Below are 25,969 nucleotides of genomic sequence, written 5' to 3' on the forward strand. Positions count from 1 at the left end.
TTGCTCGACGGGCAGATTTCGGTATATTGCATCGCAACGTAATATAACGACGCGTGAGAAATGAAAGGTATATCATCATGAGCGAGCAGGGAAATATGAACATCGATGCGCAGAAGGATTCCTTCGATGCCTTTGTGAAGCTGTTCAAATACGGCACGATCGCGATTATCATTCTTCTGATCCTGATGGCGATCTTCCTGCTCTGACGTAGGCGCGGGCGCCACCCGACTTTGATTAGCGCAGTCAGCGGCGGGGGCAGCCGCCACATCACCGAAATTCACAACAATAAAAGGATCGATTATGAAAATCGCCATCCCAAGGGAGCGCCGGGAAAACGAGAAGCGGGTCGCCGCCTCCCCGGATACCGTGAAGAAATTTGTCGCTCTGGGCGCCGAGGTCATCGTTGAGGCCGGCGCGGGAGAGACAAGCTCCTTCAAGGATTCAGACTTTGAAGAGGCAGGCGCGACCATCGCCGCCGATGAGGCCGCGGCGCTGAAAGACGCCGATGTGGTCCTCAAAATCCAGCATCCGCTGACGAAAGAAGAGGGGACGGATGAACTGGCGCTGATGAAGAAGGGCGCCGTACTGGTCGGCCATCTCTCCGCCATGCAGAACCGCGAGCAGGTCGCCGACTACGCCAAAGCGGGCATTACGGCACTCGCGCTGGAATTGTTGCCGCGCATCAGCCGCGCCCAGTCCATGGACGTGCTCTCCAGCCAGTCGAACCTCTCGGGCTACAAGGCCGTGCTCGATGCCGCCGCCGAATATGGCCGCGCCATGCCGATGATGATGACTGCCGCCGGCACCATTGCCCCGGCCAAATGCTTTGTCATGGGCGTCGGCGTTGCCGGTCTTCAGGCCATTGCCACCGCCCGCCGCCTCGGCGCCATTGTGACCGCCACCGACGTGCGCGCCGCGACGAAGGAACAGGTCGAAAGCCTCGGGGCGAAGTTCATCATGGTTGAGACGGATGAGACCGGCGAGACCGAAGGCGGTTACGCCAAGGAGATGAGCGACGACTACAAGAAACGCCAGGCGGAGCTTGTGTTCGAACATATCAAGAAGCAGGACATGGTGATCACCACGGCGCTTATTCCGGGCCGGACCGCGCCGATCCTGATTACCGACGAGATGCTTGCGGTGATGAAGAAGGGGTCCGTCGTTGTTGACCTCGCGGTCGAGGCGGGCGGTAACGTCACCCAGTCGAAACCGGGCGAGATTGTCGTCACCGAGAACGGCGTCAAGATTATCGGCCATCGCAATGTGCCGAGCCGTCTTGCCAGTGACGCCTCGGCCCTGTTCGCGAAGAATTTATTCAATTTCCTGACCCCGATGATCGACAAGGAAACGGGGAACTTGAACCTGAACTGGGAGGACGAGGTTGTCCTCGGCGCCGCGCTCACCCGCGACGGCAGCGTGATCCACCCGCAACTGACTGAGGGAGGGAACTGATTATGGATATGGTAGATCCAACTGTTTTCCGGCTGGCCATTTTTGTGCTCGCCATTTTTGTTGGCTATTACGTGGTCTGGAGCGTGACGCCCGCCCTGCATACACCGCTGATGGCGGTCACCAACGCGATTTCCTCGGTGATTATCGTCGGTGCCCTGATCGCCGCCGGACCGGCGGACATGACACTGGCGAAAGTCTTCGGCTTCGTCGCCATCGTGCTCGCCTCGGTCAATATCTTCGGGGGCTTCCTCGTGACCCAGCGGATGCTGTCCATGTACAAGAAAAAACAGAAATAAGGGGGACGCACCGTGTCTGCAAACTTTACGGCGCTTGCCTATCTGGTTTCCGCCATTCTTTTCGTTCTCGCGCTTCGTGGCCTGTCCTCTCCGGACAGTTCCCGGCGCGGGAATATCATGGGCATGGCCGGTATGGCCATTGCCATCATTGTCACCATCCTCCGGCCGGACGTTCTCTCCTATGAGTGGATCATCGGCGGGATTGTCGTCGGCGGCGCCATCGGCGCGGTGATTGCCCAGCGCATCGCCATGACCGCCATGCCGCAGCTTGTCGCGGCTTTCCACAGCCTCGTCGGCCTTGCCGCCGTGCTGGTCGCCGCGGCCGCCTTCTACAACCCGGACGCCTATGGCATCTTGGGCGCAGGGGGCGAACTGACGGTGCTCTCGCGGATCGAGATGTCGATCGGCATTGTGGTTGGCGCGATCACCTTCTCCGGCTCGATCATCGCCTTCACCAAGCTGCAGGGGCTCGTCTCCGGCAATCCGGTGATTTTCCCGGGGCAGCATCTGCTCAATCTCGCGATCGGCCTTTTGATCGTCGCGCTGATTGTCTGGTTCTGCCTCGATCTCGACCCGACAATCTTCTGGGCCATGACGGCGCTTGCCTTCCTCATCGGCTTCCTGATCATCATCCCGATCGGCGGCGCCGATATGCCGGTGGTGGTCTCGATGCTGAACAGCTATTCCGGCTGGGCGGCGGCGGGCATCGGCTTCACGCTGGAGAACACGGCGCTGATCATCGTCGGCGCGCTGGTCGGTTCCTCGGGCGCGATCCTCTCCTACATCATGTGCAAGGCGATGAACCGCTCCTTCTTCAGCGTCATCCTCGGCGGCTTCGGCGGCGATACGGCCGCGGCCGGTCCCGACAAGGGCGACCGTCCGTTCAAGGCGGGCTCCGCCGATGATGCGGCCTTCATCATGAAGAACGCGGGCAAGGTCATCATCGTGCCGGGTTACGGTCTCGCCGTGGCGCAGGCCCAGCATGCGCTCCGCGAGATGGTCGATGCCCTGAAGGAAGAAGGCGTTGAGGTTGTCTATGCCATTCATCCGGTGGCGGGCCGCATGCCCGGCCATATGAATGTGCTGCTGGCCGAGGCGCAGGTCCCCTATGACGAGGTGTTCGAGCTGGAGGAAATCAACTCCGACTTCTCCGGCGCCGATGTGGCGTTGGTGGTGGGCGCGAACGACGTGACCAACCCGGCGGCGCGCGACGATCCCTCCAGCCCGATCTTCGGCATGCCGATCCTCGATGTGGACAAGGCGCGCACGGTGCTGTTCGTGAAACGCTCGATGTCGTCGGGCTACGCCGGTATCGACAACGACCTGTTCTACAAGGACAACACCATGATGCTCCTCGCCGACGCCAAGAAAATGGTCGAGGATATCATCAAGGCGCTGTAGCCCAGAGCTCATACCCAAAACAAAAGCCGCTGGTGAGAGCCAGCGGCTTTTTTGTGATCCGGCGCACTTGATCCTTCCGTGGAAAAGCTCATTTCCCTGAAGTGGGTTTTATGAGGGAGTGAGGCGATGCGCATTTTACTGATCGGGGCGGCGCTGTTCCTGCTGGCGGCCTGTCAGACGACGACGGCGGAGCAGGACCCGGATTTGATGTGCTGCACCTGGGGCAATAACCAGCACCCCTAAGGGTGCCGGCTCGCGCTCAGTAAAGATTTTCCTTATAGGCAACTTCGAGATAGGCGTCGGACTGTTCGGCGTCCATCCCGGCGATCTGGTCGGCGAGCACCTGTCCGAGCGTTGGGAAGACGTTGCGCTCAACCTTGCTCTCCTCCGCCCAGAGCTTTGAGCGGATCAGCGCCTTCGCGCAATGCATATAGGCCGAGGTGACCTTTATCAGAAGCACCGAGCGCGGCAGCTTGCCATCGACGGCGTGGGCCTTCATCAGATCGGGGTCGGTGCTGATCGTGGCCGTGCCGTTGATGCGCAGGGTCTCGTTAATGCCCGGTACCAGAAAGATCATGCCGACGGCGGGATTGCGCAGGATATTGATCAGGCTGTCGAGGCGGTTGTTGCCCGGTCGGTCGGGAAGGGCGAGCGTGTTATCATCCAGCACGGTCACGAAGCCCGGCGCATCGCCGCGCGGCGAGGCATCGGCGGTGCCGTCGCCGCCATCGGTGCTGATCACGAGGAAGGGGGAGAGCGCGATGAAGTGGCGGCAATGCTTGTCGAGCCGGGGAAGTTCCTTCTGCACGGCGCGCTCCGCCGGGGGTTTGTAGACGCTGTACAGCTCGTCAACGGTGGTGATGCTGTGCTCACTCATTGTTTTGCTCCCGCTATTCTGTTCCAAGGATACGATCGCCCGAGGCCCTCTCTTTGTACAGAAGTGTTTGAGCAGGATCAATTGCGGCGATAACGGAATTGGGTATAGTCAGGGCATATTCTGTCTCAATGGGGGGCCTGCCCATGTTTTATGACCGTTTCAGCCGTCTGCTGCATCTTCTCTTTGCCGTCGGCATCACGGCGCAGCTGCTGGTCAGCAATGTGATGGAGGAGCCGGATGACGGCTATCCCGGCGATTTCTTTTACGAGATACATGAGCGGATCGGCGTCAGCATTCTGGCGCTGCTGGTGATCTACTGGCTCTGGTCGCTGCTGCGCCGGGGGCCGCTCAGGCTCGGGCATCTGTTCCCGTGGCTGAGCGCGGCCGGGCGGCGGGCGCTGATCGAGGATATCCGCCGCTATATATCCGCGATCCTGACCGTGACCCTGCCGGGCACGAAAGAGCCGAGCCCGCTTGCCGGGGCGATCCAGGGTCTCGGGCTGCTGGTCGCCACGGGGATGGCGGCGTCCGGCTCGGTGATTTTCTTCTTTGCGCCGGAGACGGGGGAGCTCCGCGGCGCGCTTCATGAGGTTGAGGATATCCACGAAGCCTTCGGCGTGCTGATGTGGACTTATCTGGCGCTGCATGTCGGCGCGGCACTCCTGCACGAGATTTTCGGACAGCGCATCCTCTTTCAGATGTTCAGCTTTCGCAAAAAAAGGCCGGACAGTTAAGGCAATCGAAAGCGCGGGATATCAGGCGACCTGACGACTGCGGTCGCGCGGCAGGGAGACGGTGACCCGCGTGCCGTAGCCGAACTCACTTTCGATATTCAGCGTGCCCTCATGGGCGGCGACGAAGGACTGAACGATGGAGAGGCCGAGGCCCGCCCCCTCATGGGTGATGAGGGAGTTCGAATGGCCCTTGACGAAGGGGTCGGTGATCTTGGGAAGCTGTTCCTTCCGGATGCCGTCGCCGGTATCGGCCACGACGATCACGACCTTGTCGTCGTCGGCTTCGGCGGACAGGGTGATCTTGTCCCCTGAATGGGAGAACTTGATCGCATTGGTCAGGAGATTGAGAAAGATCTGGCGGATCGCGGTTTCATCGGCGGAGATGACAGGCAGGCTCGCATCCGCGACCAACGTCAGCATGACCCCCTGGCTGCGGGCGCGCTGACGGACCGATTTCACGCAACTCGACAGGAGATCGAGAAGAGCGACCGGTTCCATCACCATCTGGCGCTTGCCGAGCTCGATCGCCGAGATATCAAGCACCTCATCGATCAGCGCCAGTAGATGGCGGCCGCTGTGATTGATGTCTTTGGCGTATTCGATATATTTATGGTTGCCGACCGGGCCGAGATACTGACCGGTCAGTATCTCGCTGAAGCCGATGATGGCGTTGAGCGGGGTCCGGAGTTCGTGGCTCATGGTCGCCAGGAATTTCGACTTCGACTGGTTTGCCTCCTCGGCCTTCAACAGCGCATCGCGCAGCGCCTGCTCGGTCTTCTTGTTGCTGCTGATGTCGGTCAGGGTGCAGCCGATGGCCGTGACGGAGCCGTGATCGTCGATGATCGGGAACATATGGCCGAGCGTCGGCATGATCCCGCCGTCGGCGACCGGGCTGAGATACTCATATTCCGTCATTTCCTTGCTCTCGAGGGTGCGCCGTTCCTGTTCCTGCACTTCCTTGCTGTAGGCATTGGGGAAGAAATCCGCCGCCGTCCGTCCTGCGATGTCGATATTCTCCGGATTGAACAGCTCATGCCAGCGGGAATTGCCATGGATATAGTTTCCCTTGGCATCCTTGATGATGATGGCAGAGGGGGTATGCTCGATGAAGGTCCGGAACAGCTTGTCGCTCGCCTTCACCTTCAGCTGGCGCACCATCGCCAGATGGGCCAACCAGGCGACGGCGATACAAAGCAGGATCAGCGTGAACAGGACGATCTCGTCGACCATCGTTTCGTAGGCCGCAATCGTCTCTTCCTTTGGCAGCAGGTTGATGGTCCAGACCCGGTTGCCGATGAGGATCCATTTGCTGAACACCTCATCCCGCCCGGCCATGGTGTCGATCGTGCCGTAGATGCGCCGATCCTTGTCCATAAGGACGACTTCATGCTTGCTCAGCAGGGATTCCGGCATCGCCGCCTGCATCAGCGGCTCGGTTCGGAAGACGATGTTCACGAAGCCGGTCAGCCGTTCCATCTTGATGATCGGAAGATAGGCGACAAAGCCGATGCCTCCCTGGGTCAGCTCGATCGGGCGGGTCACCTGCAGGCGGCCGGTCTTCTCTGCCTCCGTAAGGGCGAGGGCGGCAGGCGGCACGGTATGCACATCCAGGTTCTGCGCCGCTTCATTTCCCGCAAGCGGGGAGACCCAGCGGATCACCCCCTTGGAGTCGATCCAGTTGATCGCCTGGAAATCGGTAAAGAGGTCGTGGATATAGGCGGTTTGCTTGAGGAATTCCTCGCGGTTGGCGATCTTCCCCTCCGCCAGCCCGTCTCGGAGCTGCGCACCGATGGCGAGCCGGGTCGCGATATGGGATTCCAGCCGCGCCGCGAAATTGGCGAGATCATTCCGTGCCTCGGTCACATGACCTTCGGTCTCCGATGTCGGGGTCAGCGCCCAGGCGGCGACAACCACCAGGACCATGAACACGCCAATGACGGACGGCACCAGCGTCGTCCGACGCGGGAGCCGCCGAAGACCGCGCCGCAGATTATCCATCACCGAGTTCATTGTCATCACTGAATTCTAGTAAACAAACCTTTAATAAATCCTAAACAACTTTCCCAAGTTTTTACCTTTTTTCAGCTTTTCCGGGTCCGGTCACAACTCTGTGAGGGCGCCGCTTTCCCGTTGCATTTTTTGCATCAATAAAATCTAATTTACAGGGATGGATCGCCGTCCCGATCACCGCGCACCGCGTCCGAATTGAAAGGATTTGACCATGTCTTTGCTGAAACCGCTAGCCGTCGCTTCCCTGCTTGTCCTGGCCGCCTTTCCCGCCACCAGCGCGGAGGATCCGCCCATGGGCTTCTTCGTCACCAGCGTCGGGCCGGGCAATGGCGGCGACCTTGGCGGACTGGAGGGGGCGGATGCCTGGTGCACCAAGCTGGCGATGGACGCCGGCGCCCCGGCGCGGACATGGCGCGCCTATCTCTCCACGCAGGAAGAGGGCAAGCGCGGCATCTCGGCACGCGAGCGGATCGGCACCGGCCCCTGGTACAATGCGCTGGGCGAGCTGATCGCGAGCGATCTCGACGAGCTGCATCTCAACCCCAATATCATCGCCCGCACGGCGCTTGATGAAAACGGCAACCGCATCAAGGGGCGCGGGGACAGCCCCAACGAGCATGACATCCTGACCGGCACCATGGCCGACGGCACCGCCTATTTCCCAAGCGTGACCGAGGACAAGACCTGCCGCAACTGGACCAGTTCAACCGAAGGGAGCGCCACCGTCGGCCATCATGACCGCCATGGCGGCGGGAATACCTCCTGGAACGCCGCCCACGACAGCCGCGGCGGCTGCAGCCCCGACGCCCTCAAAAGCACCGGCGGCAACGGCTACTTCTACTGCTTCGCGGCGGATTGAGTTTAATGTGGGGAGGCGGCGAGGGAGCCGTTGGCATTCTTAGGATTTTTTTAAGCAAAGAAGGAATGTTCATATTAATAACGTCGTGTCTGCAACGTGCTTATTCATTGCACTAACAGCATCCATAAGTGACGGAAATTTCCCACAAAGGCTTGAAATTCTTCGACCATTCTTCTTTACTGTTAGTGTATTATTTGATGGATTTACATAAACATCAAATTCATTTTCACCGTTAGCTTGCCATTGGTGTTCTGTGACTTTCACCCAATCGATACCAAACCTTAGCCGGTCAAGGTCTTGTCTAAATTCTTGTGCGCTAGAATATCTTTTTTGAGCGTTGGCGTGGCAAGCACGTCTAACTATCCTCTTAATTTTGTCTGGTGTGCTATCTAAGAAACCGATTTTTTTAATCAATTTTCCCTGTTCAATTACGTCATTAAAATTTGGTAAGTTAACAACGATTTCATTCCAATTCGAAATATTGTTAATTGATCTAAATAACGTTATTCCCGCTGCGTATATGTCGCTTTGTACATTAGTTGTTTCTGTGACAAAAAATTCAGGGGGTAAATGGGTAGTATATCCTTGGCCTGACCCAGTCGCTCCCATATTTACTTCAGTAGCTAATCCAAAATCTGACAACTTCGCGGCGCCTGGAGAGAGCAGAATGTTGCCGGGCTTGATGTCTCGATGGAGTATGTTTTCAGAATGAGCGTGTTCTAGCCCTACTAAAGCGTTCCGAAGATATTCTACGCTTTCATTAATTGATACCCAACGTTGTTCCAATGCTAATTCTAGAGACCCTTCAGGAATATATTCCAAATCCAAAACGACTCTGCGAACGCCAGCAACTTTTATAATGTTCGCTTCATTAATGGCAACGATGTGTTTGTTTACACATTTATTAAGTATCTGTGCTTCTTGTAAGCAAGTTAAGAATTCGTCAGGATTAGAACTTTTTAGTATTTTAATAGCTTTTTCAGCCTTTAACGCTCTATCAAAAGCATGATATACATCCGAAAAATTGCCACTACCTAACGGCTTTGAAATTTGATACTTGTAAACTTTTTCTTTTGATTTTAGCTGGCTCATAGTTCGAACCATGCTGCAAGTATCGCATTTTTGAGATTAATATCCCAATAAGGTGGATGTGTTCCAAATACGCTATCGCAATAATTATAGAGATTAGTTCCTTTTGGTAAATTCAATTTTGATGCGACAAACGCTTGAGGTGTATAGCAAGAAATACTTATGCTATTTTGATGGGCAAGAAGATTCAATATTCCTAGTGGAAATTCGGAACTAAAAAGCTGATCTTTCTTAGGAGCTAATGTAAGCCTATAAGAAATTTTATCTGGATTATCTTGCATGAGTATCTGTCTAAATTGACTGTCAAACCAGTCCATCAGAGCAGGCACATTTGATGGACTGGTAGTTAAAAGTCTATCTTTTTTGATCAGATTAGGTGAACTTTTTGTTCCATCAAGAACAGCATATCTAAGCTGCCCTTTAATTAAATGTAATCCCAATACTTTTGTCATTTTCAAGCCCCCCTCAAAGCTTATTATGTGTAAACTATGCAGATTATAACAGCCTATTACACTATTATATAATTTTAAATAGAAAAAATAATTATGAAAGCACGTATATATATACTTCATTGAAACTTTATCGATTAACTTTAAGTTGTGTGAAAATTTGCAGACCAATTCAAATTTGCAATTTCCCTCCTATATTTCTTGACTTTTTGCAAAATCTATACTAGTATATACGCCTTCCCTAATCGTGACAAACTACAGTAGTCAAGTCAACGATCAGGTGTGAGAAAGCCGCGAGGTCTCCCCCGCGGCTTTCTGCGTCATCCGGAGGATATCAGGCCGTCCGGGGATGGTGATCCCCCAGGCGCCTGAGGCCGACGGTCTGAAGGACTGCAAGGACAGCCACGGCGATGGCAATAAGCTCGATCGTCCACTGTCCCGGCACCGTCAGGCTGCCTGAGAACAACAGGAGGGAAAGGCCACTTCCCACCACCCAGGCAACGTCGGCAGCAATGATGAGCTTGGCAAACAGCGGATTAATAGGTTTCCGCGTGGCTGTCACGGCAACATCGGCAGCGAAGAGCACCAAGCCCACCCCAAGCACATAGAGGATCCATGAGGCGATCCCCGTCCACTGTGCCAAGGGGTCCGCGAAGGCGAGCGCCGCCCCTCCGAAGAGAAGCGAGGACCCCGCATTGATCAGCAGGGTGTTTCGAAGCAGGTTCGACTTGTCCGTCATCTTGATCTCCTTTCAGTTGAATGACTCATGACGTTCACTCAAAGCAGGATGGCGGGGACAGGTTATCTTCTCAATTACCTCACGGGTAATGTTCCTGATTTTGTTTTCGGGTTATTGTGGATGCCGGAAACAAGAAAAGGAGAGACGATGACCGCGTCAGCCATGCAAACCCCGGTGCCCGAGCTTGGCAGGCTCCTCAAGCACTGGCGGCAGGTTCAGGGGCTCAGCCAGCTCGATCTCGCCCTGGAGGCGGGAAGCTCGGCACGGCACTTGAGCTTTATCGAGACCGGCCGCTCAAGCGCGAGCCGGGAGATGGTGCTGCGCCTTGGCGACGCGCTGGAGTTGCCCTTGCGTGAACGCAACCGCCTCTTGAACGCGGCGGGCTATACGGCGGCCTACAGTGCGCGCCCCCTCGGGGATGCGCATCTTGAAACCGTGCGCAATGCCCTCGATCACATATTGAAGCAGCAGGAGCCTTTTCCCGCGATCGTGATGAACCGGTGCTTCGATATCCTGATGATTAACGCGGCGGGAGCGAAGCTGATCGCGCTGCTCGGCCTTGGCGATGCGGGGGCGGAGGGGCCGCCGAATGTGCTGCGGCTGACGCTGCACCCGGACGGGCTCCGGCGTGTGCTGAAAGACTGGGAACCGGCGGCGCGGCATATTGTCGAGCGCGCGCATCGGCAGCTCAAGGGCGCGGAGGAGAATGACCCGCTTCGTCAACTGCTGGCCGAGGTGCTGGACTATCCGGGCGTGCCCGAAAGTTTCGCGGCCGAAAACCCGTCCCATGACGCGCTGCCCGTTCTGCCGCTGGAATTCGTCATCGGCGGCGTTACCCTGTCCTGGATCACGACGGTCGCGAGTTTCGGAACCCCGCAGGATGTGACGGCGGAGGAAATCATGATCGAGAGTTTCTTTCCCGCCAATGCCGAAACCGAGGCCGCCGTTCGCGCGCAAAATCAGGCGTAGGCGGGGCGTCGCGCTCCAGGAAACATCCGGCCAGAAACGCCAAAAGCCGCAACCCGGATCGCCGGTGCGGCTTTTCATGCTGGTAAGTCCCGGCGAACCGGGGGAGGCTGCTCAGCCTTCGCGCTGCATCCGTTTGCGGGCGAGCTTGCGGGCGCGGCGAATGGCTTCCGCCTTCTGGCGGGCGCGCTTTTCCGACGGCTTTTCATAAGCGCCGCGGAGTTTCAGTTCCCGGAAAATGCCTTCGCGCTGCATTTTCTTTTTCAGCGCCCGGAGCGCCTGGTCTACATTGTTGTCACGAACAGAGACTTGCACAGTTAATCGTGCTCCTATCTAAATCCTAAAAGTTAACCGATTACGGAGTGGCCGCGGGTGTAGCACGCTTCATTTCCCCTGTGAAGGGGAAAACCACATTTTTAAGGTGAATTCCTTAAAGAAAAGAGTACATAACATAAAAGAGACGAAAAAGGAAGGGCTTATGGCAATACGCGACATCCTGAAAATGGGAAATCCGCTGCTGCGCGAGGTGGCGGCGCCCCTCACTCCGCCCTTTGGCGATGATATATATCAGCTTGTCGAGGATATGCGCGCGAGCCTGGAGGCGGTCGGCGGGGTCGGCCTCGCTGCGCCGCAGATCGGGGTCTCGAAATCCCTCGTCATCTTCGAGGTGCCGGATGACCGCGTACAGCGCGAGGACGGGGAAATGGCCGAGGGCGTGCCCTCCACCGTCCTGATCAACCCGAAAATCGAGCCGCTCTCGGATGAGATGGAACTCGGCTGGGAAGGCTGCCTCTCGGTCCCGGGCCTGCGCGGCCTCGTCCCGCGGCACACCCATATCCGCTATCGCGGCCTCGCCCTCGACGGCAGCGCGATCGATGTCGAGGCGCGCGGCTTCCACGCCCGCGTCGTGCAGCATGAATGCGACCATCTTTTCGGCATTTTATACCCCGAGCGGATGACAGACATGCGCTATCTGGTGTATGAAAGTGAAGTCGAGGCCTTCATGGAGGGGCTTCGCAAATCCGCAGCCGAATAGGAGCGCGTCATGAGCAAGAGCGACGACAATGCGACGATCGAGCGGGAGCATCAGACCCGCCTGATGGAGGCGGTGCTGCCCCATGTGCTGTTCGACGGCTGGGGCCCGAAGGCCGTGAAGGCCGCCGCTGCCGACCTCAAGGAAGATGTCGCCACCTTCGATCTCGCCTTCCCGAACGGGGCGGTGGATATGATCCGCCTGTTCGTCGAGAATGCGGACGACGCGATGGAGGCGGAGCTTGAAAAGCGCGATGTGCTCTCCCTTAAAATCCGCGAGCGCATCACGCTCGCCATCCGTGTCCGGCTGGAGCTTTACGCGATGCATAAGGAGGCCGTGCGCCGCGCCGTCAATATCCTCAGCCTGCCGCAGAATGTCCCGCTCAGCCTCAAGCTGACGGCCAATACGGTCAGCCGCATGTGGTGGGCGACGGGCGATACCTCAAGCGATTTCAACTGGTACACCAAGCGCGTGACGCTCGCCGGCGTCTATGGCGCAACCTTGCTCTACTGGCTCTCCGACAAGTCGCCGGGCCATGAGAAAACCTGGGAATTCCTCGACCGCCGCATCGAGAATGTCATGCAGGTCGAGACGGCCAAATACAAATGCCGCGAACGTCTCAAGGAAAAACCCGACTTTTCCCACTTCCCGAGCCCGAAAAGATTCTGGCGGAATTTTACGGATAGGTGAGGGGGGAGGAAATTAATCAATATAGGTAATTTTAGTACCGGCTTCTTCAAGCATTTCTACTGAAATTCGATACTGTTCACCCCATCTTATGTCAGAGAAGTCAGGTCTGGTGGTAATCAGATGCGTCAGACCACATTGAAGAATTGCCCGCACACAATCAATGCAGGGAAACAAGGTAACAGCCATACTGCAATCAACTATTGTGGTGCCTGATTTGGTCGCTTGGTATATTGCGTTTCTCTCCGCGTGCTCAATCCATTGGTAACGTGCTTCGCCTTCCAACCTTCCAGCTTTATCTTCTAAAAGTGCCGGAATCCCATTGTAGCCGATAGCAACAATGTTCTGCTTGTCCTTAAAAATTATTGCACCAACCTGTCTTTTTGGATCTTTGCTCCAACCTGAAACATGGAGCGCCAGATCGTACATCCTTTTCGGCCATAAATTGCTCAATAATACAATCCTTAATAGACTTAAACTGATTGAATAAGTACTATAGTTAAAACGGGAGGGATTATGCCATGACTTTATTGCGATCAGAGGAAATTATCCAACTTGGTTTGATTGCTGATGCTGAGGATAATTCATACAAATCAACCTCATATGATCTTACAGTCGGTACAATTCTAAACCACAAGGGTGAAGAACATAGTAGGGAAATTGGAAAACCCTTTCGATTGCCACCCGGCGGAATTGCCGAAGTAATTTCTGCGGAAACCATTTCTCTACCATCTAACATTTCTGTATTTGCACATTTAAAGACGACATTGGTGGATATGGGCAAATTTTCTATGAATGTAGGAATAATTGATCCGGGCTGGTCTGGGCCGATTTCTAGTACAATACTTAATCTATCGGGCCGCGATGAAGTCACTATAGATTTCGGAGAAGAATTTTTACGCTTAGCCTTCTTTGAACACGAAGTAAGCAGCAAATATGAAGAAAAATCTGTGGAAAGGAAAAAATATATTCTGAATAAAAAACAAAAAATTCATCATGTATTTGGTGAATACTTTTTTGGTATGGATACGATATTGGCTAAAGCGCGAGAAGAAATAGGGCAAATATTTGGTAAAAGGACGCGAACTTTTTTAACTTGGATTGCGTTGGTCCTCGCCGCTTCACCTTTTCTTATTTGGGGTTATGAGCAGATTTTCACAATTAACAGAATAGAATTGTCTGGCGAATATCGTTCTGAAGTCGAAAGAGCTCGCAAGATTAACTCGGAAATGGGTGCAGCTTTGCGACAATTTCGAACTCAATATGACGCTGAAATGAAAAGTGTTCATGAAACGAACGAAGCGCTGACCTCGTCTTTTAAGGCACAGATCAATGAATTATATCTTGAACTTGAGAAAAGCAATCAGCAGCTAATTGAGTTGAAGAACGACGTAAAAAACTCTGCCAATTGATTTAAGGTAAAATTCCAATAATTTTCTAACTGTATTTGCACCCGCAAAAAAAAGGCCAGCGGATCGACCGCTGGCCCTTGCTTTTGTCCGGATGTTGCCGGTTACGAGACCGGGGCGCCGGCTTCGTCGACGACGTAGATCTTCTCGTGGCGGAGCCCCATATAGAGGCAGACGCACATGGCGAGGAGAACCACCGTGAAGGGCAGGCCGACCGTGATCGCTGCCGCCTGCAGCGCGGTCAGGGCATCGGCCCCGCCGCCAAACAGCAGCGCCGCCGCGACGACACCCTCGATGACGACCCAGAAGATCCGCTGCACCACCGGCGCATCGACCTTGCCGCCCGCCGTGATCGCGTCGATCACGAGGGAGCCGCTGTCCGATGAGGTGATGAAGAAGACCAGCACCAGCACGATGCCGATGGCCGAGGTGAGGGTCGCCAGCGGCAGGTTCTCCAGCATGTGGAACATCGCGAGCTCGACCGAGTCGAGGCCGCCCGCCAGCGTGCCGACACCGTTCTGGATCTGGTCCAGGGCGGAGCCGCCGAAGACGCTCATCCAGACGAGGGTAACCACGGTCGGGATGATCAGCACGGCGATGATGAACTCGCGCACCGTCCGGCCCTTGGAGACGCGGGCGATAAACATGCCGACGAACGGGGACCAGCTGATCCACCAGGCCCAGTAGAACACCGTCCAGCCCTGCATCCAGGCCTCATCCTCGCGGCCGACGAAGTTGCTGTAGGCGACGATCTGGCCGAGATAGCCGATCAGCGTGTCGCCCATGGTCGCGATGATGACCGCCGTCGGACCGACGATAAAGACGAACAGCAGCAGGACGGCGGCAATGCCCATGTTGATGTTGGAGAGCAGCTTCACCCCGCCGTCAAGCCCGCGGATCACCGAGAACAGCGCCAGCGCCGTGACCACGATGATCACCGCGATCTGGGTGTTGATCCCCGCATCGAAGCCGAACAGATAGGCAAGACCGGCGGAGGCCTGCTGCGCCCCGAACCCAAGCGAGGTGGCCAGACCGAACAGCGTCGCCAGCACCGCCACCGTGTCGATCACATGGCCGAAGAAGCCCCAGCTGTGATCGCCGATCAGCGGATAGAAGGCCGAGCGGATGGTCAGCGGCAGCCCCTTGTTATAGGAGAAGAACGCGAGGGACAGCGCCACAACCGCGTAGATCGCCCAGGGGTGAAGGCCCCAATGGAACATGGTCGCACTCATGGCGAGGCTCGCCGCTTCGGGCGTTCTCGCCTCGACGCCGAGCGGCGTCTCGTACCAGCCGGTGTAATAGGCCGTGGGCTCGGCCACGGACCAGAACATCAGGCCAATGCCCATGCCGGCGGCGAACAGCATCGCGAACCAAGACATGCGGCTGAATTCAGGCTTGGCATCCTGCCCGCCCAAACGGATTTTTCCGACCGGCAGGAAGATCAGCACAAGGCAGAAGATCACAAAGATATTCCCTGCCAGCATGAACAGCCAGTCAAAGGCGGCAATGGACCACCATTTCGCGCCGTCAAGGGCGCCTTTCGCGGCTTCCGGCGACAACAGGACGCCGAGCACGAAGAGAATTACCAGACCGGACGACACCCAGAAAACCGGGTGATGAACATCCATCCCCCACTTCTGGAGGTTGCTCTGTCCAACCTCGAAATCTGTTTCATATAAGTCTTCGCTCATAGTTCCCCCATATTCTGCCTCCCGGAGCCGGCGCGTTAAAATTATTCTTTCCCGGGATACTCATGATACATGCGCAGGCGGCGGCGAACTTTACCAAATCCGACCCTTCATGTCCAACCGGCCCGGGTTTTCGGGCGCGAACGGGGGGATTCTGCGGGGCGCGCAATGAGTCAGTTTTTGGCGTACAGGGGCGTCCGGCCGTCGGGACCGTACCCGATCACATCCGGATCCCACCACAGGATCGGATTGTCGATGAAAGAGGGGCGGGCCTCCATCCGTTTGCCGAGGGCCGCAATGCGCGGATGGTCCTGTTCGCGCAATGCGAGTTCCAGCGGCCGGTTGGCGACAAAGCTGAGATGGCAGGTAAGGAAAATGTCCTGAACGGAGACGCTGTCGCCAAAAAATCCGCTGTCCGCATCGGGCAGCCGTCTCTCCAGCCAGCCCAGCAGATGCGGGAGCCGTTCCTGCCCGCGGGTGAGATAGTCATTCTCCTGCCAGCGGACGCCGGACCATTTCATCTGGCTGATCGTCGTCGCGGCGGTGCCGAGCGTCTGGATGGTGGCGAGGGTCAGCTTGTCCTCCCATTCCTGGCCGGGCCGGGCGATGGTTGGTGCGAGCAGACCGATCCCTTCTGTTGCCGGGGTATAGGTCGTCAGCAGGTAATCGGCGATGAGGCCGCTTTCCCACAGCGTCCGGCCGTCGTCCCAGAGCGTTGGCACCTGAAGGGTGGGGGAGGCGGACGCCCGCTCCTCCACGGACGGGGTGGTCAGCTCCGCCTGATGCTCATATTCCAGGTCAAGTTCATGAAGCAAAATCCGGACTCCCCGCGCAAAGGGGGAGCCGAGCGTATAGCGAAGCGCGCGCATGGGAGGCCTCCTGACCCAGTAAAGCGGAGTTCGATTATAGACCCCCGGCGCGCAACCGCAAGGACAAGCGTCAGCGGCGGAAGTTTACCCGGCTGTTGCCATGACCGTCGGCGCCGATGACGAGGGTGCCGTTGCCGATGATCTTTACATCGTAGTAATGCTTCTTTTCAAGATTTTCGAGCAGGCCCTTGTAGATGACCACCACGTAAATCTCCGTTGCATTGACCGAATAGGCATGGGCGGCATCGATCTTCCCGTCTTTCACCTCGACGGTGACCAGCTCCTTCGATTTGTCCTTGGAAAAGAGGACAATCTTCTTCACGTCCGCGACCTTGCTGCCCGAGAGGTCGAATGTAACCTGGGCCATAACTTTCTCCATCTTGTTTCTGCTTCCTGGCAATGAGGACGGAAAAAGGTGCAGCTCTGTGACAGATGACACCGCAAGGATGTCAAAATAGCCGTTTGCGCGGCGGGCAATCCGGCTTATTCTCACACAAAAACAGACGAGGGCGAACTATGGGTCGGAAACTCTATTTCAACGATATTGCCAAGGGCGACCGGTTCGCCGGCGCCACGGTGACGGTGGAGCGTGAGGAGATGCTGGATTTCGGACGGCGCTTCGATGACCAGCCCATGCACTATGATGCCGAGGCTGCCCGCGCCATGGGCTTTCCCGATGTGGTGGCCTGCGGCGCCTATACCTTCGCGCTCTCCTCCAAGGCGACGACCCATATCTGGCAGCAATGGCATTTCCTGCCCTCCGGCCTCGGGGTGGAGCTGAATTTTCTCGCGCCCCTGCATGCGGGCGATGTGCTGACCACGGAAATGGAAATACTGGAGACCCGGCCGAGTTCCAAACCCGGACGCGGCTGGCTGGATACCGTGCTTCGCTGCACCACGCAGGAAGGCAAGCTCGCCTTCACCACGAAAGCGCATTTCCTGCTGCTGGAGCGGCCGGAATGACGGCGCAGGCCCGAGCTTCCGGCACATCACGCTTGGCGGAAGCTCTTGTTACATGGCCCGCATATATCCGTCCTTTATCTGGCCGCGTCTGCCGTTTTAATCTTCGTCATTCAAGAAGTCATCCAATAGCTTTTCATCCTGATCACTGTCGTGCGGTTTGAGCGGACCCGAGATATAGTCGATGTTAAGCCATGCCTCCGCATACCAATTGCCCTTATTATCCCGCTTCGCGCCGGTCTGCAGTGCATTCAGCTGTTCCATGAGTTCTTCCACATCACACAGGCCGTCGTCAGGGGCATCCTGAAAATTCGAGTCGCATTTCCCTTGAAAACATACCCACGCGGGCTTTTCTGTCTGTAAGTCACGATATCTTTCTACTTCGGATAACACATCTGCTGTGATCGCAGGATCGACGATGGCTATCAAATCAACATCTTCCATGTATCGCGCGGAATCAGGCATCGTTCCCGGGAATACATCCTCAGTAATGACAGTTGCCCAAAGATAGCGCGCGAGCATACGTCCGACGGCATAGCAGCATGCCGTTTCGTTAACACCCCCAATCCAAACATAATTGCACTTATGTTTGAGGATCGTGGGCATGATCAGTTTCTTGTATGCATGGTTCTTTGGGGGGGTGTCACAGCTTGTTACAAGATGGGCATACTGATTATCTATGAGTAGATCGAAGAATTCTTCCCAGAGCTGCCAGTCTTCCTTTGTTGCTTTGGAAGGGAAAGCGTTTTCGCTGTTTTTATCTACCTTCTCCTCATTGTTGCCGTCTAAATCAATATCTTCGTCATCGTCTTCTTTTTTGTCGTCCGTGGTTTTATCTTCGTCGAGATAAGGGTTTTCGGCATCCAGTGTCCCGTTTATAAAGACGGGCCAGTCGTTCGCGAATTGCTGTTTGATTGCTGCAATCAAATTTTTGAGAACCCGCGAAATGTCGTGGCTTTCCAACTCGTCCATGATTTCGTTCGGATCTTGTATTAGCAATAGCCCTTTGGTCGGTTGCTTGTAGAATGGATGGGTAACTTTCTTTATATGATTGTTGTTGATATACAGCATCGGAATGCCGGATTGAACTGCGGTCTTAACCCTCATTGCGGTAATTTCCTTTTAGGCTAATGAAAAAAAGAAATGTCCCCGGCGGATAAAATCCTGATCGGGACTGCCGCAATGACGGTCGGGCGTATATTTTGTGTGCGGGGAATAAAAAAAAGGCCGTCCGACGGGAGTAGGGATCGTCAGACGGCCAAGTTACAGGACCATGGAAGGGGAGACCTCTACATGGTCCAGCGGGAATAACTTAGAAGGAACGCGACACCGAAAGGGCGAAGATACCGCACAGATCGCTGCACTGGCTGCTGGGCAGGTCCGTATCGGTCCAGCCTGCGCTGACGCCGAAACCGGCAATCTCGGTCGAGATGCTGACCCCGTAATCGAGATAATCGTCAGTGCCCCAGGCGGCATTGTCGTCAATCGTCTGATAGCCGACGGTGCCGCTTAATGTGAAATACTCACCGAGCGGGATATCGATGCCGCCGCTGTAGTAGAAGGCATCGCCGCTGCTGCCGAAATAATCGGGTGAATAGTTGATGCCGGCGCTGACAGCGGCGAAGCCGAAGTCATAGCCGACGGACGGCGCGATTTCGAAGAAATCATAGTTGAGGCTGCTGGACGCGCCGGGATAGCTGTAATAAATCGCCGAGACATCCCAGTTGAAGGCGTCGACCGAGCCGCCGACGCCAACGTAATAGTCAATCTCGACCGTCGCGTCCGTGAATTTGACGTTGGATCCCCAGACGCCGCCGCTGACGGCAACCGGGCCGAAGTCGTAGGTATAATCGAACCCGCCCTGAATGGCCGGTTCGTTATCTGTCTGTGAAATACCACGGAAGGTGTAATCAGTAGTGAAACCGACATTGGCGGAAAATTCACCGGGCACATCACTCTCTTCCACCAACGGGGCTGCCTGAGCCATCGAGGTGAGACCAAGTGCGAGAACCGTCGTTGAAAGCAACCTAGAATATTTCATTTAAAGCAATTCCTTTACTCACGTTGATGATCCTAATAACAGCAAGGGGCGTGCCAGTTTTTAAAACTTAATAAAATCAATATATTAGACTGATTTACTGGTGGGGGAGGGTCGTAAATGGCTCAGAATTTAATCAGATTATGCTGCGCTGCACCATTTTTAAGCAGATTTCCTCTGCTTGCGTCTGGCGGTCGCGCCGAATTTCCCCTAGATTGGCCGTTCAAACTGGAGGGATTTTATGCGGGCAGCGGAAATAGAACAGGCGATGGGCCGGGCGACGGCGTTGCAGCGGCGCGGCGAGACGGACGCGGCGGCGGCACTCTATCGGCAGATTCTCAAGCAGCATCGCGACCTTGCCCCGGCTCATTACAATCTCGCGCTGTTGCTGAAGGATCAGGGCAAGGCGCAGGCGGCGGAAAAATCCTTCCGCGCAGCGGTGACAGCGGACAAGGGTTATGTCCTTGGCTGGCGCGGTTATGCCCGTTTCCTCGGCCAGCGGGGCAAGCATCGCGAGGCCGTTCGCGCCGGGCTGAAGGCGGCGGCGCTTGAAAAACATACCGATGCGGCGGTGCAGGAACTGGCCGATCTGATGGCGGGTGCGGGAACGGCGGACCTCGGCGCGCCGGGGGATGAGGCGATGCTGCGCTGTCTCGGCCGCGACGGGGTCGAGAGCGACCGTATGATCGTTGCGCTGCTGGCGCGCATTCGGCGGCAACCGGGCCTGCAACATCCGCCAGAAAGCAAGGACGACTGGCCGGCCTTTAACTCAGGCCTTACCGAGCCGGTGGTCGCGGCGGCCTTCGCCAACCTCATTCTGCCTGCGGAGGATATGGAGGCGCTGGTCGTATCCGCGCGCCGTCTTATCCTCGGCGGCGAGGTGACGGCGGAGCCGGAGGTGATTGCCTTGCTCGCGCTGCAGCTCTCCCTCTGTGAATATGCGATTGCACCGCCGCCGGGAGAGCCGCCACTGGTCACCGGCCTTGAGAGTGCGCTGCTGGCGGCGCTCTACGCTCCGTTGCAGCCGGAGATGGCGGACGAAATCCTGGAGAAGGGGGAGGTGACCCTGACGGCGCTGCCCTGGTGCGGCCAGCTGATGGTGCGCATGGGGCCGGAAAAGATGCGCGAATGGATCTTGAAGGGAACGTTGCCGTCGCTCTCGACGACCGGCGATACCGTCTCCCGCGCCGTGCGCGCGCAATATGAGGAAAGCCCCTATCCGCGCTGGCGCGGCCTTCGGGCAGGCGGGGAGACGGCGTTGCCAGCGCTGCTGCGCACGCTCTTTCCCGCGCTGCCGCCGTTGCCGGTAAGCGCGACCCCGGCTGTGCTGGTGGCGGGTTGCGGCACCGGGCGCCATGCGCTCCGGACGGCGCGGCGGATTAAGGACAGCAGGGTGACCGCCATTGACCTCTCCCGCCGGTCCTTAAGTTACGGTGCGCGGCAGGCGGAGGCGCTCGATATCGATAACGTCAGCTTTGCCGAGGCGGATATCCTCGACCTGCCGGACAGCCTCGGGCCGTTCGACCTGATCGAGGCCTGCGGCGTGCTGCATCATATGGCCGATCCGGAGGCGGCCTGGCGCGGGTTGCTCGACCTGCTGGACCCCAACGGTGTGATGAAGGTCGCGCTCTACAGCGAGAGCGCACGGCAGGATGTGGTTGCGGTCCGCGAGATGGTGGGCGAGGGGATCGAGACCCTTGATCTCGACGACATGCGGACGTTGCGCCGGAAAATCCAGGCCCTGCCGGAGGATCATCCGGCGAAGGGCGTCACGCGGGAGCTTGATTTCTACTCCTTGAGCGGCTGCCGCGACCTCCTGTTCCACCGTCATGAGCAGCGCTTCGACATTCCGCGCCTGCAGGCGGCCATCGAGGAGCTGGGGCTGGACTTCCTCGGCTTCGAATTTACGGAAAGCCGGGTGATGGCGGCCTACCGCGCCCGCTATGGCGATGATCCCGGCGGACGGGACCTTGCCAACTGGGCCGAGATCGAGGCGGAAAACCCGACGCTGTTCCGCGGCATGTACCAGTTCTGGTGCCGGGTTAAGAAGTAAACTCTCGCAATTGCCATGGCTGTGTGACAATATTAAATTAACTAGTCGGGATGTTCTGACAGCAATTGGATAGTCGAATAATGACGCTTCCGCGACGCCTCGCAACAATCATGGTCGCCGATGTTGTCGGCTACAGCCGTATGATGGAGATGGCCGAGGAAGAGACGGCGGCGCATCTCGACATTTGCCAGAAGCTGATCACAGAGGCCGTAGACGCAGGCGGGGGACGTATTTTCAATCGCGCAGGCGATGCCGCGCTCGCGGAATTTCCAAGCCCCATTAACGCGGTGAAAGCGGCGGTCGGAATCCGGGAAGGCCTTGCCGGGCTGGCGCCGGAAATCGCCAGCAAGATGAAGATGCGCTTCGGCTTGCATCTGGCGGATGTCATGGTGTCGGGCGATGACCTGCTTGGCGACGGCGTCAATCTCGCCGCCCGCATACAGCAAGGGGCCGATCCAGATACAATCCATCTCTCGCAGGTCCTGTTCGATCAGATCAAGCGCAACTCGCCCTATTCCTTTGATGATCTGGGCGAGCAGCGCTTCAAGAATATTTCCGATCCGATCCGCGTCTATCGGCTGAAAGGGCATCTCGGCGCCCATGTCTTCCTGTCGGCGCCAAGCCAGAGGACGGCTTCAGCCAAAACCATCCACCCCAATTCTCTTGCCGTCTTGCCCTTTATCTCGGCGGGAGGGGACGAGGACCAGCATTATCTTGCGGAGGGGCTGACCGAGGAAATCATACTGGAGCTTGCCCGGTTCAAGAAGCTGCATGTCGCCTCTCGCAGCGCCAGTTTCGCCTATCTGGAGACAAAGGCCAGTCCTTCCGAGGTCGCCCATGATCTCGGCGTGACCTATGTGCTGGAAGGGCAGGTGCGGCGGCTCGGTGACAAGGTCCGGCTTTCGCTTGAGCTGACCAATGGCGAGACCGGTATCGCCGTCTGGACAGACCGGATTACACGTCAGTTCGCCGATCTGTTCGAATTGCTCGACACCATGACGACCCAGATCGCCGCGACAATTCTTGGCCGGGTGGAGGCGGACGCGATCGAGGCCGCCCGGCGCAAACCGCCGGAGAATATGAATGGTTATGACTTCATGCTACGGGGGTTAGATCTGCATCGTATCGGCGGTATTACCTATGATAACTCGCGTCAGGCCGTCCGCTGGTTCGACAAGGCGATTGAGGAAGATCCAAGCTATGGGCCCGCTTATGCCTGGCGGATCTGCGCGGCGTCCTGGCTGCCGGAATTCGAGTTGACGAAAGAGAAAAGCTTCATCGAGAAGGCACTTGAACTGGATGCCAACAACCCGGAGGCTCAGCGCATCATGGGGTCAATCCAGATGCTGGAGGGCAATTTCGAGGCGGCGAAATATCATCATGAGCGGGCGATGGCACTGAGTCCGTCAGATGCATATATCCTCGCCCGGTCGGCGGCCTTCTATAGTTTCATCGGCGAGCCGGATAAGGCACTGGAACTTCTTAAAAAGGCTGAGGAGCTGGACGGGCTGCTGCCGGTCTGGTGTATCGAGGAACGCGGGATCGCGCATTTTAGCGCCGGACGGTTTGATCAGGCCGTGCAGGCCCTGACGGAACTTCCTTCGCAAACGTCGCGGAGCAGGCTCTATAGCTGTGCGGCGCTGATTGAACTCGGACGGCAGGATGAGGCGGAAATCGTGATGCAGAAGGCGCTGGCTGTAAATAAGGAACTGACGGCCGCCGAATTCATCAAGAAGGAATGCTGGCGCGATCCCCTTATCCGCCACAAGCTGCGCAAGGATCTGATCGCGGCGGGCCTGCCGAAATAGTCTGTTGGCGCCCGCTGTGTTTCCGGTCAATTGCTGCGCTGCAATAAAAAGCCTTTTCTTGAGGGGCCGCTTCCCCTATGGTCGGCGCGAATTTGACATTTCCCAGACATGGAAGCCTATCACGTGATCAAGCCAACGCTTGCCGCCGTCACCGGCCTGTTTTCCGGCGGACGTAATAACGCGGCCCCCGTCCGCTTTACCCCGGACCGCCTCAAGACGGAGCTTCTCTCCGGCCTGACCGTTGCCCTCGCGCTGGTGCCGGAGGCGGTTGCCTTCGCCTTTGTCGCCGGGGTACATCCGCTGGTCGGGCTCTATGCGGCCTTTATCGTCGGGCTGGTCACCGCGCTGATCGGTGGTCGGCCGGGGATGATCTCCGGCGCGACCGGGGCGCTTGCTGTCGTGATGGTCTCGCTGGTCGCGCTGCACGGGGTGGAGTATCTCTTTGCGACCGTTGTGCTGATGGGGATATTGCAGTTGCTGGCGGGGGCTTTTCGCCTTGGGAAGTTTATCCGGCTGGTGCCGCATCCGGTGATGCTCGGCTTCGTCAACGGCCTTGCCATCGTCATCTTCATGGCGCAGCTCACCCAGTTCAAGTCCGTCGACACCTACGGCGAGGTTGTCTGGATGAGCGGCACGCCGCTTGTGACCATGCTCGGCCTTGTGGCGGCGACCATGGTGATTATCTGGGGGATGCCGAAGGTGACGAAAGCCATTCCGGCGCCGCTCGCGGGCATTGCCATTATCGCCGCGATCGTCATTGCCTTTGGCATCGATGTACCGCGGGTCGGTGATCTGGCCTCCATCAAGGGCGGCCTGCCGGACTTTCACATCCCCATGGTGCCGATCACGCTTGAGACACTGGAGATTATCTTTCCTTTTGCCCTGATCCTCGCGGCCATCGGCCTGATCGAGAGTCTGCTGACGCTCAACCTTGTCGGCGAGATCACGGAACAAAGCGGCGGCGCATCGCAGGAATGCATGGCGCAGGGCCTCGCCAATACCGTCACCGGGTTCTTCGGCGGCATGGGCGGCTGCGCCATGATCGGCCAGTCGATGATCAATATGAAATCGGGTGGGCGGACGCGGCTTTCCGGCATTTCCGCGGCGCTCTTTCTGCTTGTCTTCATCCTCTTTGCCTCGCCGCTGATCGAGCAGATCCCGCTCGCGGCGCTGGTTGGCGTCATGTTCATGGTGGTGATCGGCACTTTCGCGTGGCAGAGCCTGCGCATCATGCGGATCATTCCGCTTGCCGATACGCTAGTGATCATTCTGGTAACGGCGGTAACGGTGCTCTCCGATCTTGCGGTGGCCGTGGTCGTCGGGGTCATCGTTTCAGCGCTCGTTTATGCCTGGAACAATGCGCGCCGCATCCATGCGGGGACGGAAATCCTGCCGGGCGGGGAGAAGGTCTACAAGATCGAGGGGCCGCTCTTTTTCGGCTCCACCGACGGCTTTGCCGAGATTTTCGACATCAAGGGCGATCCGGCCATTGTCATCGTCGATTTTATGAACAGCCGTGTCGTCGATCAGTCGGCCCTGCAGGCGATCGAGGTGCTGGCCTCGAAATATCAGGCGCTCGGCAAGGAGGTGCAGCTGCGCCATCTGTCGCGCGACTGCCACCGCCTCCTCAATCGCGCCGGACAGTTGATGGTCGATTCCGACGATGACCCGGTCTATGGCCTTGCCGTGGATTATTCCGTCAAGACCGGCATAATGGGCGGCGGTCACTAGACGGCCCAAGTTCGCTCTTGCCTTTGCCGGGGCAGGTCCTATTGTTGGCTTTCCATAAAAAACACCACAATCGGGACATAACAACAATGCTGAAAAACAAAGTCATCCTGATCACAGATGCCCTGCATTTCCTGGGCAAAACCGGCTGCCGCGTGATGATCGGCGAGGGGGCCACGGTCTATGCCCACGACGAGGCCTTTGGCGATGCCGCGGCGCGGGACGCCTTCGAGACCGAAATCCCCGGCGTCCATCCGCTCGCTGAGCAGGACCCGACGGAACTGGTCGAGAAGGTCGTTGCCGCCGAGGGGCGGATCGATGTGATGATCAATAATGACGCCTATCCGGCGATCAAGTCGGCGATTGACGAGGCGGATGTCGAGGAGTTCCGCCGCACCTTGGAAGGGCTGATGGTGCGCGGCTTTCATTTCGCGAAGGCGGCCTCAAAACATATGAAGGCGGCGGGGCGGGGCAAGATCCTGTTCATTTCCTCCGCTGCGCCGAAAAACGGCATCCCGAACTATTCGATGTATGTGGCGGCGCGCGGCGGGGCCAATGCGCTCGCCCAGACGCTCGCCAAGGAGCTCGCGCGCCATAATATCCAGGTGAATGCGCTGGCGCCCAACTTCATCGAGAGCCCGGACTATTTTCCGAAGGAACTGCTGGAAAACGAGGCGGCATTCAAGAAAATCACCTCGCAGATCCCGCTTGGCCGTCTCGGCACGCAGGAGGAGGCGGGCGACTATCTTCTCTTCCTCGCCTCCGACAAGTCGAACTATATCACCGGTCAGGTGCTCTATTTCTCGGGCGGCTGGGCGATCTGA

Annotated in this window: 27 protein-coding genes; 15 read left to right on the top strand and 12 right to left on the bottom strand. The window is 57.2% G+C overall.

Annotation, left to right across the window (positions count from 1 at the left end):
* Nucleotides 1-77 precede the first annotated feature (77 nt).
* The 4 genes from AAC599_RS05585 (at nt 78) to AAC599_RS05600 (ending at nt 3,149) form a co-directional block, all read left to right on the top strand.
* Complete coding sequence (locus AAC599_RS05585; protein ID WP_340149419.1) at nt 78-206, top strand: aa3-type cytochrome c oxidase subunit IV; 129 nt, start codon at nt 78-80, stop codon at nt 204-206.
* 94 nt (nt 207-300) lie between these two features.
* Nucleotides 301-1,452, top strand: a complete 1,152-nt coding sequence (locus tag AAC599_RS05590; RefSeq protein ID WP_340149420.1) for a Re/Si-specific NAD(P)(+) transhydrogenase subunit alpha — start codon at nt 301-303, stop codon at nt 1,450-1,452.
* 8 nt (nt 1,453-1,460) lie between these two features.
* Nucleotides 1,461-1,748 carry an NAD(P) transhydrogenase subunit alpha gene (locus AAC599_RS05595; protein WP_340149685.1) on the top strand — a complete coding sequence of 96 codons (288 nt, stop codon included), beginning with the start codon at nt 1,461-1,463 and terminating at the stop codon, nt 1,746-1,748.
* A 12-nt stretch (nt 1,749-1,760) separates the two neighbouring features.
* Entirely contained in the window at nt 1,761-3,149 is a 1,389-nt protein-coding gene (locus AAC599_RS05600; protein WP_340149421.1) for an NAD(P)(+) transhydrogenase (Re/Si-specific) subunit beta, read from the top strand.
* A gap of 259 nt (nt 3,150-3,408) precedes the next feature.
* Here the strand turns inward: AAC599_RS05600 and AAC599_RS05605 are convergent, their stop codons facing one another.
* Nucleotides 3,409-4,026 carry a pyridoxamine 5'-phosphate oxidase family protein gene (locus AAC599_RS05605; protein WP_340149422.1) on the bottom strand — a complete coding sequence of 206 codons (618 nt, stop codon included), beginning with the start codon at nt 4,024-4,026 and terminating at the stop codon, nt 3,409-3,411.
* A 143-nt stretch (nt 4,027-4,169) separates the two neighbouring features.
* On the opposite strand from AAC599_RS05605, the gene AAC599_RS05610 reads away from it, so the two are divergent.
* The gene (locus AAC599_RS05610; RefSeq protein WP_340149423.1) at nt 4,170-4,760 is read left to right on the top strand and encodes a cytochrome b/b6 domain-containing protein; all 591 of its coding nucleotides are present in this window, start codon (nt 4,170-4,172) and stop codon (nt 4,758-4,760) included.
* 21 nt (nt 4,761-4,781) lie between these two features.
* Here the strand turns inward: AAC599_RS05610 and AAC599_RS05615 are convergent, their stop codons facing one another.
* Nucleotides 4,782-6,776, bottom strand: a complete 1,995-nt coding sequence (locus AAC599_RS05615; protein ID WP_340149424.1) for an ATP-binding protein — start codon at nt 6,774-6,776, stop codon at nt 4,782-4,784.
* Between the two features lie 205 nt (nt 6,777-6,981).
* On the opposite strand from AAC599_RS05615, the gene AAC599_RS05620 reads away from it, so the two are divergent.
* Complete coding sequence (locus tag AAC599_RS05620) at nt 6,982-7,629, top strand: hypothetical protein (RefSeq protein WP_340149425.1); 648 nt, start codon at nt 6,982-6,984, stop codon at nt 7,627-7,629.
* Between the two features lie 69 nt (nt 7,630-7,698).
* Here AAC599_RS05620 and AAC599_RS05625 read toward each other — a convergent pair whose 3' ends face one another.
* From AAC599_RS05625 to AAC599_RS05635, 3 genes are all read right to left on the bottom strand, one after another.
* Nucleotides 7,699-8,721 carry a serine/threonine-protein kinase gene (locus AAC599_RS05625; RefSeq protein ID WP_340149426.1) on the bottom strand — a complete coding sequence of 341 codons (1,023 nt, stop codon included), beginning with the start codon at nt 8,719-8,721 and terminating at the stop codon, nt 7,699-7,701.
* A complete protein-coding gene (locus AAC599_RS05630) occupies nt 8,718-9,170 on the bottom strand; it encodes a hypothetical protein (protein ID WP_340149427.1) in 453 nt (150 codons plus the stop codon). Before AAC599_RS05630 ends, AAC599_RS05625 begins: the two co-directional genes overlap by 4 nt.
* A 331-nt stretch (nt 9,171-9,501) precedes the next feature.
* The gene (locus AAC599_RS05635) at nt 9,502-9,906 is read right to left on the bottom strand and encodes a hypothetical protein (protein WP_340149428.1); all 405 of its coding nucleotides are present in this window, start codon (nt 9,904-9,906) and stop codon (nt 9,502-9,504) included.
* A gap of 147 nt (nt 9,907-10,053) precedes the next feature.
* Between AAC599_RS05635 and AAC599_RS05640 the strand changes: the two genes are divergently transcribed.
* Nucleotides 10,054-10,875 (top strand): helix-turn-helix transcriptional regulator, encoded by an 822-nt coding sequence (locus AAC599_RS05640; protein ID WP_340149429.1) that lies wholly within the window; start codon nt 10,054-10,056, stop codon nt 10,873-10,875.
* Nucleotides 10,876-10,986: 111 nt separating this feature from the next.
* Here AAC599_RS05640 and rpsU read toward each other — a convergent pair whose 3' ends face one another.
* The gene (gene rpsU / locus AAC599_RS05645) at nt 10,987-11,187 is read right to left on the bottom strand and encodes a 30S ribosomal protein S21 (RefSeq protein WP_161316574.1); all 201 of its coding nucleotides are present in this window, start codon (nt 11,185-11,187) and stop codon (nt 10,987-10,989) included.
* A 163-nt stretch (nt 11,188-11,350) separates the two neighbouring features.
* Here rpsU and def point away from each other — a divergent pair, with 163 nt between their 5' ends.
* Nucleotides 11,351-11,908 carry a peptide deformylase gene (def, locus tag AAC599_RS05650; protein WP_340149430.1) on the top strand — a complete coding sequence of 186 codons (558 nt, stop codon included), beginning with the start codon at nt 11,351-11,353 and terminating at the stop codon, nt 11,906-11,908.
* A gap of 9 nt (nt 11,909-11,917) precedes the next feature.
* Nucleotides 11,918-12,595: a COQ9 family protein gene (locus AAC599_RS05655; RefSeq protein ID WP_340149431.1), complete on the top strand. Its 678-nt coding sequence runs from the start codon at nt 11,918-11,920 to the stop codon at nt 12,593-12,595.
* Between the two features lie 12 nt (nt 12,596-12,607).
* Here the strand turns inward: AAC599_RS05655 and AAC599_RS05660 are convergent, their stop codons facing one another.
* Nucleotides 12,608-13,021, bottom strand: coding sequence for a deaminase (locus AAC599_RS05660; RefSeq protein ID WP_340149432.1), 414 nt, complete (start codon nt 13,019-13,021; stop codon nt 12,608-12,610).
* A 92-nt stretch (nt 13,022-13,113) separates the two neighbouring features.
* Between AAC599_RS05660 and AAC599_RS05665 the strand changes: the two genes are divergently transcribed.
* Nucleotides 13,114-14,004: a hypothetical protein gene (locus AAC599_RS05665; RefSeq protein WP_340149433.1), complete on the top strand. Its 891-nt coding sequence runs from the start codon at nt 13,114-13,116 to the stop codon at nt 14,002-14,004.
* A gap of 101 nt (nt 14,005-14,105) precedes the next feature.
* On the opposite strand, the gene AAC599_RS05670 is transcribed toward AAC599_RS05665, so the two are convergent.
* From AAC599_RS05670 to AAC599_RS05680, 3 genes are all read right to left on the bottom strand, one after another.
* Nucleotides 14,106-15,692, bottom strand: coding sequence for a BCCT family transporter (locus AAC599_RS05670; RefSeq protein WP_340149434.1), 1,587 nt, complete (start codon nt 15,690-15,692; stop codon nt 14,106-14,108).
* 170 nt (nt 15,693-15,862) lie between these two features.
* Nucleotides 15,863-16,558 (bottom strand): glutathione S-transferase family protein, encoded by a 696-nt coding sequence (locus AAC599_RS05675; protein WP_340149435.1) that lies wholly within the window; start codon nt 16,556-16,558, stop codon nt 15,863-15,865.
* A gap of 70 nt (nt 16,559-16,628) precedes the next feature.
* Entirely contained in the window at nt 16,629-16,925 is a 297-nt protein-coding gene (locus AAC599_RS05680; protein ID WP_340149436.1) for a hypothetical protein, read from the bottom strand.
* A gap of 149 nt (nt 16,926-17,074) precedes the next feature.
* Between AAC599_RS05680 and AAC599_RS05685 the strand changes: the two genes are divergently transcribed.
* Nucleotides 17,075-17,521 carry a MaoC/PaaZ C-terminal domain-containing protein gene (locus tag AAC599_RS05685; RefSeq protein WP_340149437.1) on the top strand — a complete coding sequence of 149 codons (447 nt, stop codon included), beginning with the start codon at nt 17,075-17,077 and terminating at the stop codon, nt 17,519-17,521.
* A gap of 96 nt (nt 17,522-17,617) precedes the next feature.
* On the opposite strand, the gene AAC599_RS05690 is transcribed toward AAC599_RS05685, so the two are convergent.
* Entirely contained in the window at nt 17,618-18,625 is a 1,008-nt protein-coding gene (locus AAC599_RS05690) for a hypothetical protein (protein ID WP_340149438.1), read from the bottom strand.
* A 205-nt stretch (nt 18,626-18,830) separates the two neighbouring features.
* Entirely contained in the window at nt 18,831-19,559 is a 729-nt protein-coding gene (locus tag AAC599_RS05695) for a TorF family putative porin (RefSeq protein WP_340149439.1), read from the bottom strand.
* Between the two features lie 238 nt (nt 19,560-19,797).
* Between AAC599_RS05695 and AAC599_RS05700 the strand changes: the two genes are divergently transcribed.
* From AAC599_RS05700 to AAC599_RS05715, 4 genes are all read left to right on the top strand, one after another.
* Complete coding sequence (locus AAC599_RS05700) at nt 19,798-21,609, top strand: methyltransferase domain-containing protein (protein ID WP_340149440.1); 1,812 nt, start codon at nt 19,798-19,800, stop codon at nt 21,607-21,609.
* Between the two features lie 80 nt (nt 21,610-21,689).
* Nucleotides 21,690-23,417 (top strand): adenylate/guanylate cyclase domain-containing protein, encoded by a 1,728-nt coding sequence (locus AAC599_RS05705; protein WP_340149441.1) that lies wholly within the window; start codon nt 21,690-21,692, stop codon nt 23,415-23,417.
* A 108-nt stretch (nt 23,418-23,525) separates the two neighbouring features.
* A complete protein-coding gene (locus tag AAC599_RS05710) occupies nt 23,526-25,148 on the top strand; it encodes a SulP family inorganic anion transporter (RefSeq protein WP_340149442.1) in 1,623 nt (540 codons plus the stop codon).
* A gap of 86 nt (nt 25,149-25,234) precedes the next feature.
* Nucleotides 25,235-25,969 (top strand): SDR family oxidoreductase, encoded by a 735-nt coding sequence (locus AAC599_RS05715; RefSeq protein WP_340149443.1) that lies wholly within the window; start codon nt 25,235-25,237, stop codon nt 25,967-25,969.

Origin of the sequence: uncultured Sneathiella sp., assembly GCF_963976355.1 — a bacterium.
Classification (GTDB): domain Bacteria; phylum Pseudomonadota; class Alphaproteobacteria; order Sneathiellales; family Sneathiellaceae; genus Sneathiella.

What these genes read in the sequence shown, in the direction of transcription:
- AAC599_RS05585 (WP_340149419.1), top strand. Translation starts at nt 78, where the DNA reads ATGAGCGAGCAGGGAAATATGAACATCGATGCGCAGAAGGATTCCTTC.
- AAC599_RS05590 (WP_340149420.1), top strand. Translation starts at nt 301, where the DNA reads ATGAAAATCGCCATCCCAAGGGAGCGCCGGGAAAACGAGAAGCGGGTC.
- AAC599_RS05595 (WP_340149685.1), top strand. Translation starts at nt 1,461, where the DNA reads ATGGTAGATCCAACTGTTTTCCGGCTGGCCATTTTTGTGCTCGCCATT.
- AAC599_RS05605 (WP_340149422.1), bottom strand. Translation starts at nt 4,026, where the DNA reads ATGAGTGAGCACAGCATCACCACCGTTGACGAGCTGTACAGCGTCTAC.
- AAC599_RS05610 (WP_340149423.1), top strand. Translation starts at nt 4,170, where the DNA reads ATGTTTTATGACCGTTTCAGCCGTCTGCTGCATCTTCTCTTTGCCGTC.
- AAC599_RS05615 (WP_340149424.1), bottom strand. Translation starts at nt 6,776, where the DNA reads ATGACAATGAACTCGGTGATGGATAATCTGCGGCGCGGTCTTCGGCGG.
- AAC599_RS05620 (WP_340149425.1), top strand. Translation starts at nt 6,982, where the DNA reads ATGTCTTTGCTGAAACCGCTAGCCGTCGCTTCCCTGCTTGTCCTGGCC.
- AAC599_RS05625 (WP_340149426.1), bottom strand. Translation starts at nt 8,721, where the DNA reads ATGAGCCAGCTAAAATCAAAAGAAAAAGTTTACAAGTATCAAATTTCA.
- AAC599_RS05630 (WP_340149427.1), bottom strand. Translation starts at nt 9,170, where the DNA reads ATGACAAAAGTATTGGGATTACATTTAATTAAAGGGCAGCTTAGATAT.
- AAC599_RS05635 (WP_340149428.1), bottom strand. Translation starts at nt 9,906, where the DNA reads ATGACGGACAAGTCGAACCTGCTTCGAAACACCCTGCTGATCAATGCG.
- AAC599_RS05640 (WP_340149429.1), top strand. Translation starts at nt 10,054, where the DNA reads ATGACCGCGTCAGCCATGCAAACCCCGGTGCCCGAGCTTGGCAGGCTC.
- def (WP_340149430.1), top strand. Translation starts at nt 11,351, where the DNA reads ATGGCAATACGCGACATCCTGAAAATGGGAAATCCGCTGCTGCGCGAG.
- AAC599_RS05655 (WP_340149431.1), top strand. Translation starts at nt 11,918, where the DNA reads ATGAGCAAGAGCGACGACAATGCGACGATCGAGCGGGAGCATCAGACC.
- AAC599_RS05660 (WP_340149432.1), bottom strand. Translation starts at nt 13,021, where the DNA reads ATGTACGATCTGGCGCTCCATGTTTCAGGTTGGAGCAAAGATCCAAAA.
- AAC599_RS05665 (WP_340149433.1), top strand. Translation starts at nt 13,114, where the DNA reads ATGACTTTATTGCGATCAGAGGAAATTATCCAACTTGGTTTGATTGCT.
- AAC599_RS05670 (WP_340149434.1), bottom strand. Translation starts at nt 15,692, where the DNA reads ATGAGCGAAGACTTATATGAAACAGATTTCGAGGTTGGACAGAGCAAC.
- AAC599_RS05675 (WP_340149435.1), bottom strand. Translation starts at nt 16,558, where the DNA reads ATGCGCGCGCTTCGCTATACGCTCGGCTCCCCCTTTGCGCGGGGAGTC.
- AAC599_RS05680 (WP_340149436.1), bottom strand. Translation starts at nt 16,925, where the DNA reads ATGGCCCAGGTTACATTCGACCTCTCGGGCAGCAAGGTCGCGGACGTG.
- AAC599_RS05685 (WP_340149437.1), top strand. Translation starts at nt 17,075, where the DNA reads ATGGGTCGGAAACTCTATTTCAACGATATTGCCAAGGGCGACCGGTTC.
- AAC599_RS05690 (WP_340149438.1), bottom strand. Translation starts at nt 18,625, where the DNA reads ATGAGGGTTAAGACCGCAGTTCAATCCGGCATTCCGATGCTGTATATC.
- AAC599_RS05695 (WP_340149439.1), bottom strand. Translation starts at nt 19,559, where the DNA reads ATGAAATATTCTAGGTTGCTTTCAACGACGGTTCTCGCACTTGGTCTC.
- AAC599_RS05700 (WP_340149440.1), top strand. Translation starts at nt 19,798, where the DNA reads ATGCGGGCAGCGGAAATAGAACAGGCGATGGGCCGGGCGACGGCGTTG.
- AAC599_RS05705 (WP_340149441.1), top strand. Translation starts at nt 21,690, where the DNA reads ATGACGCTTCCGCGACGCCTCGCAACAATCATGGTCGCCGATGTTGTC.
- AAC599_RS05710 (WP_340149442.1), top strand. Translation starts at nt 23,526, where the DNA reads ATGGAAGCCTATCACGTGATCAAGCCAACGCTTGCCGCCGTCACCGGC.
- AAC599_RS05715 (WP_340149443.1), top strand. Translation starts at nt 25,235, where the DNA reads ATGCTGAAAAACAAAGTCATCCTGATCACAGATGCCCTGCATTTCCTG.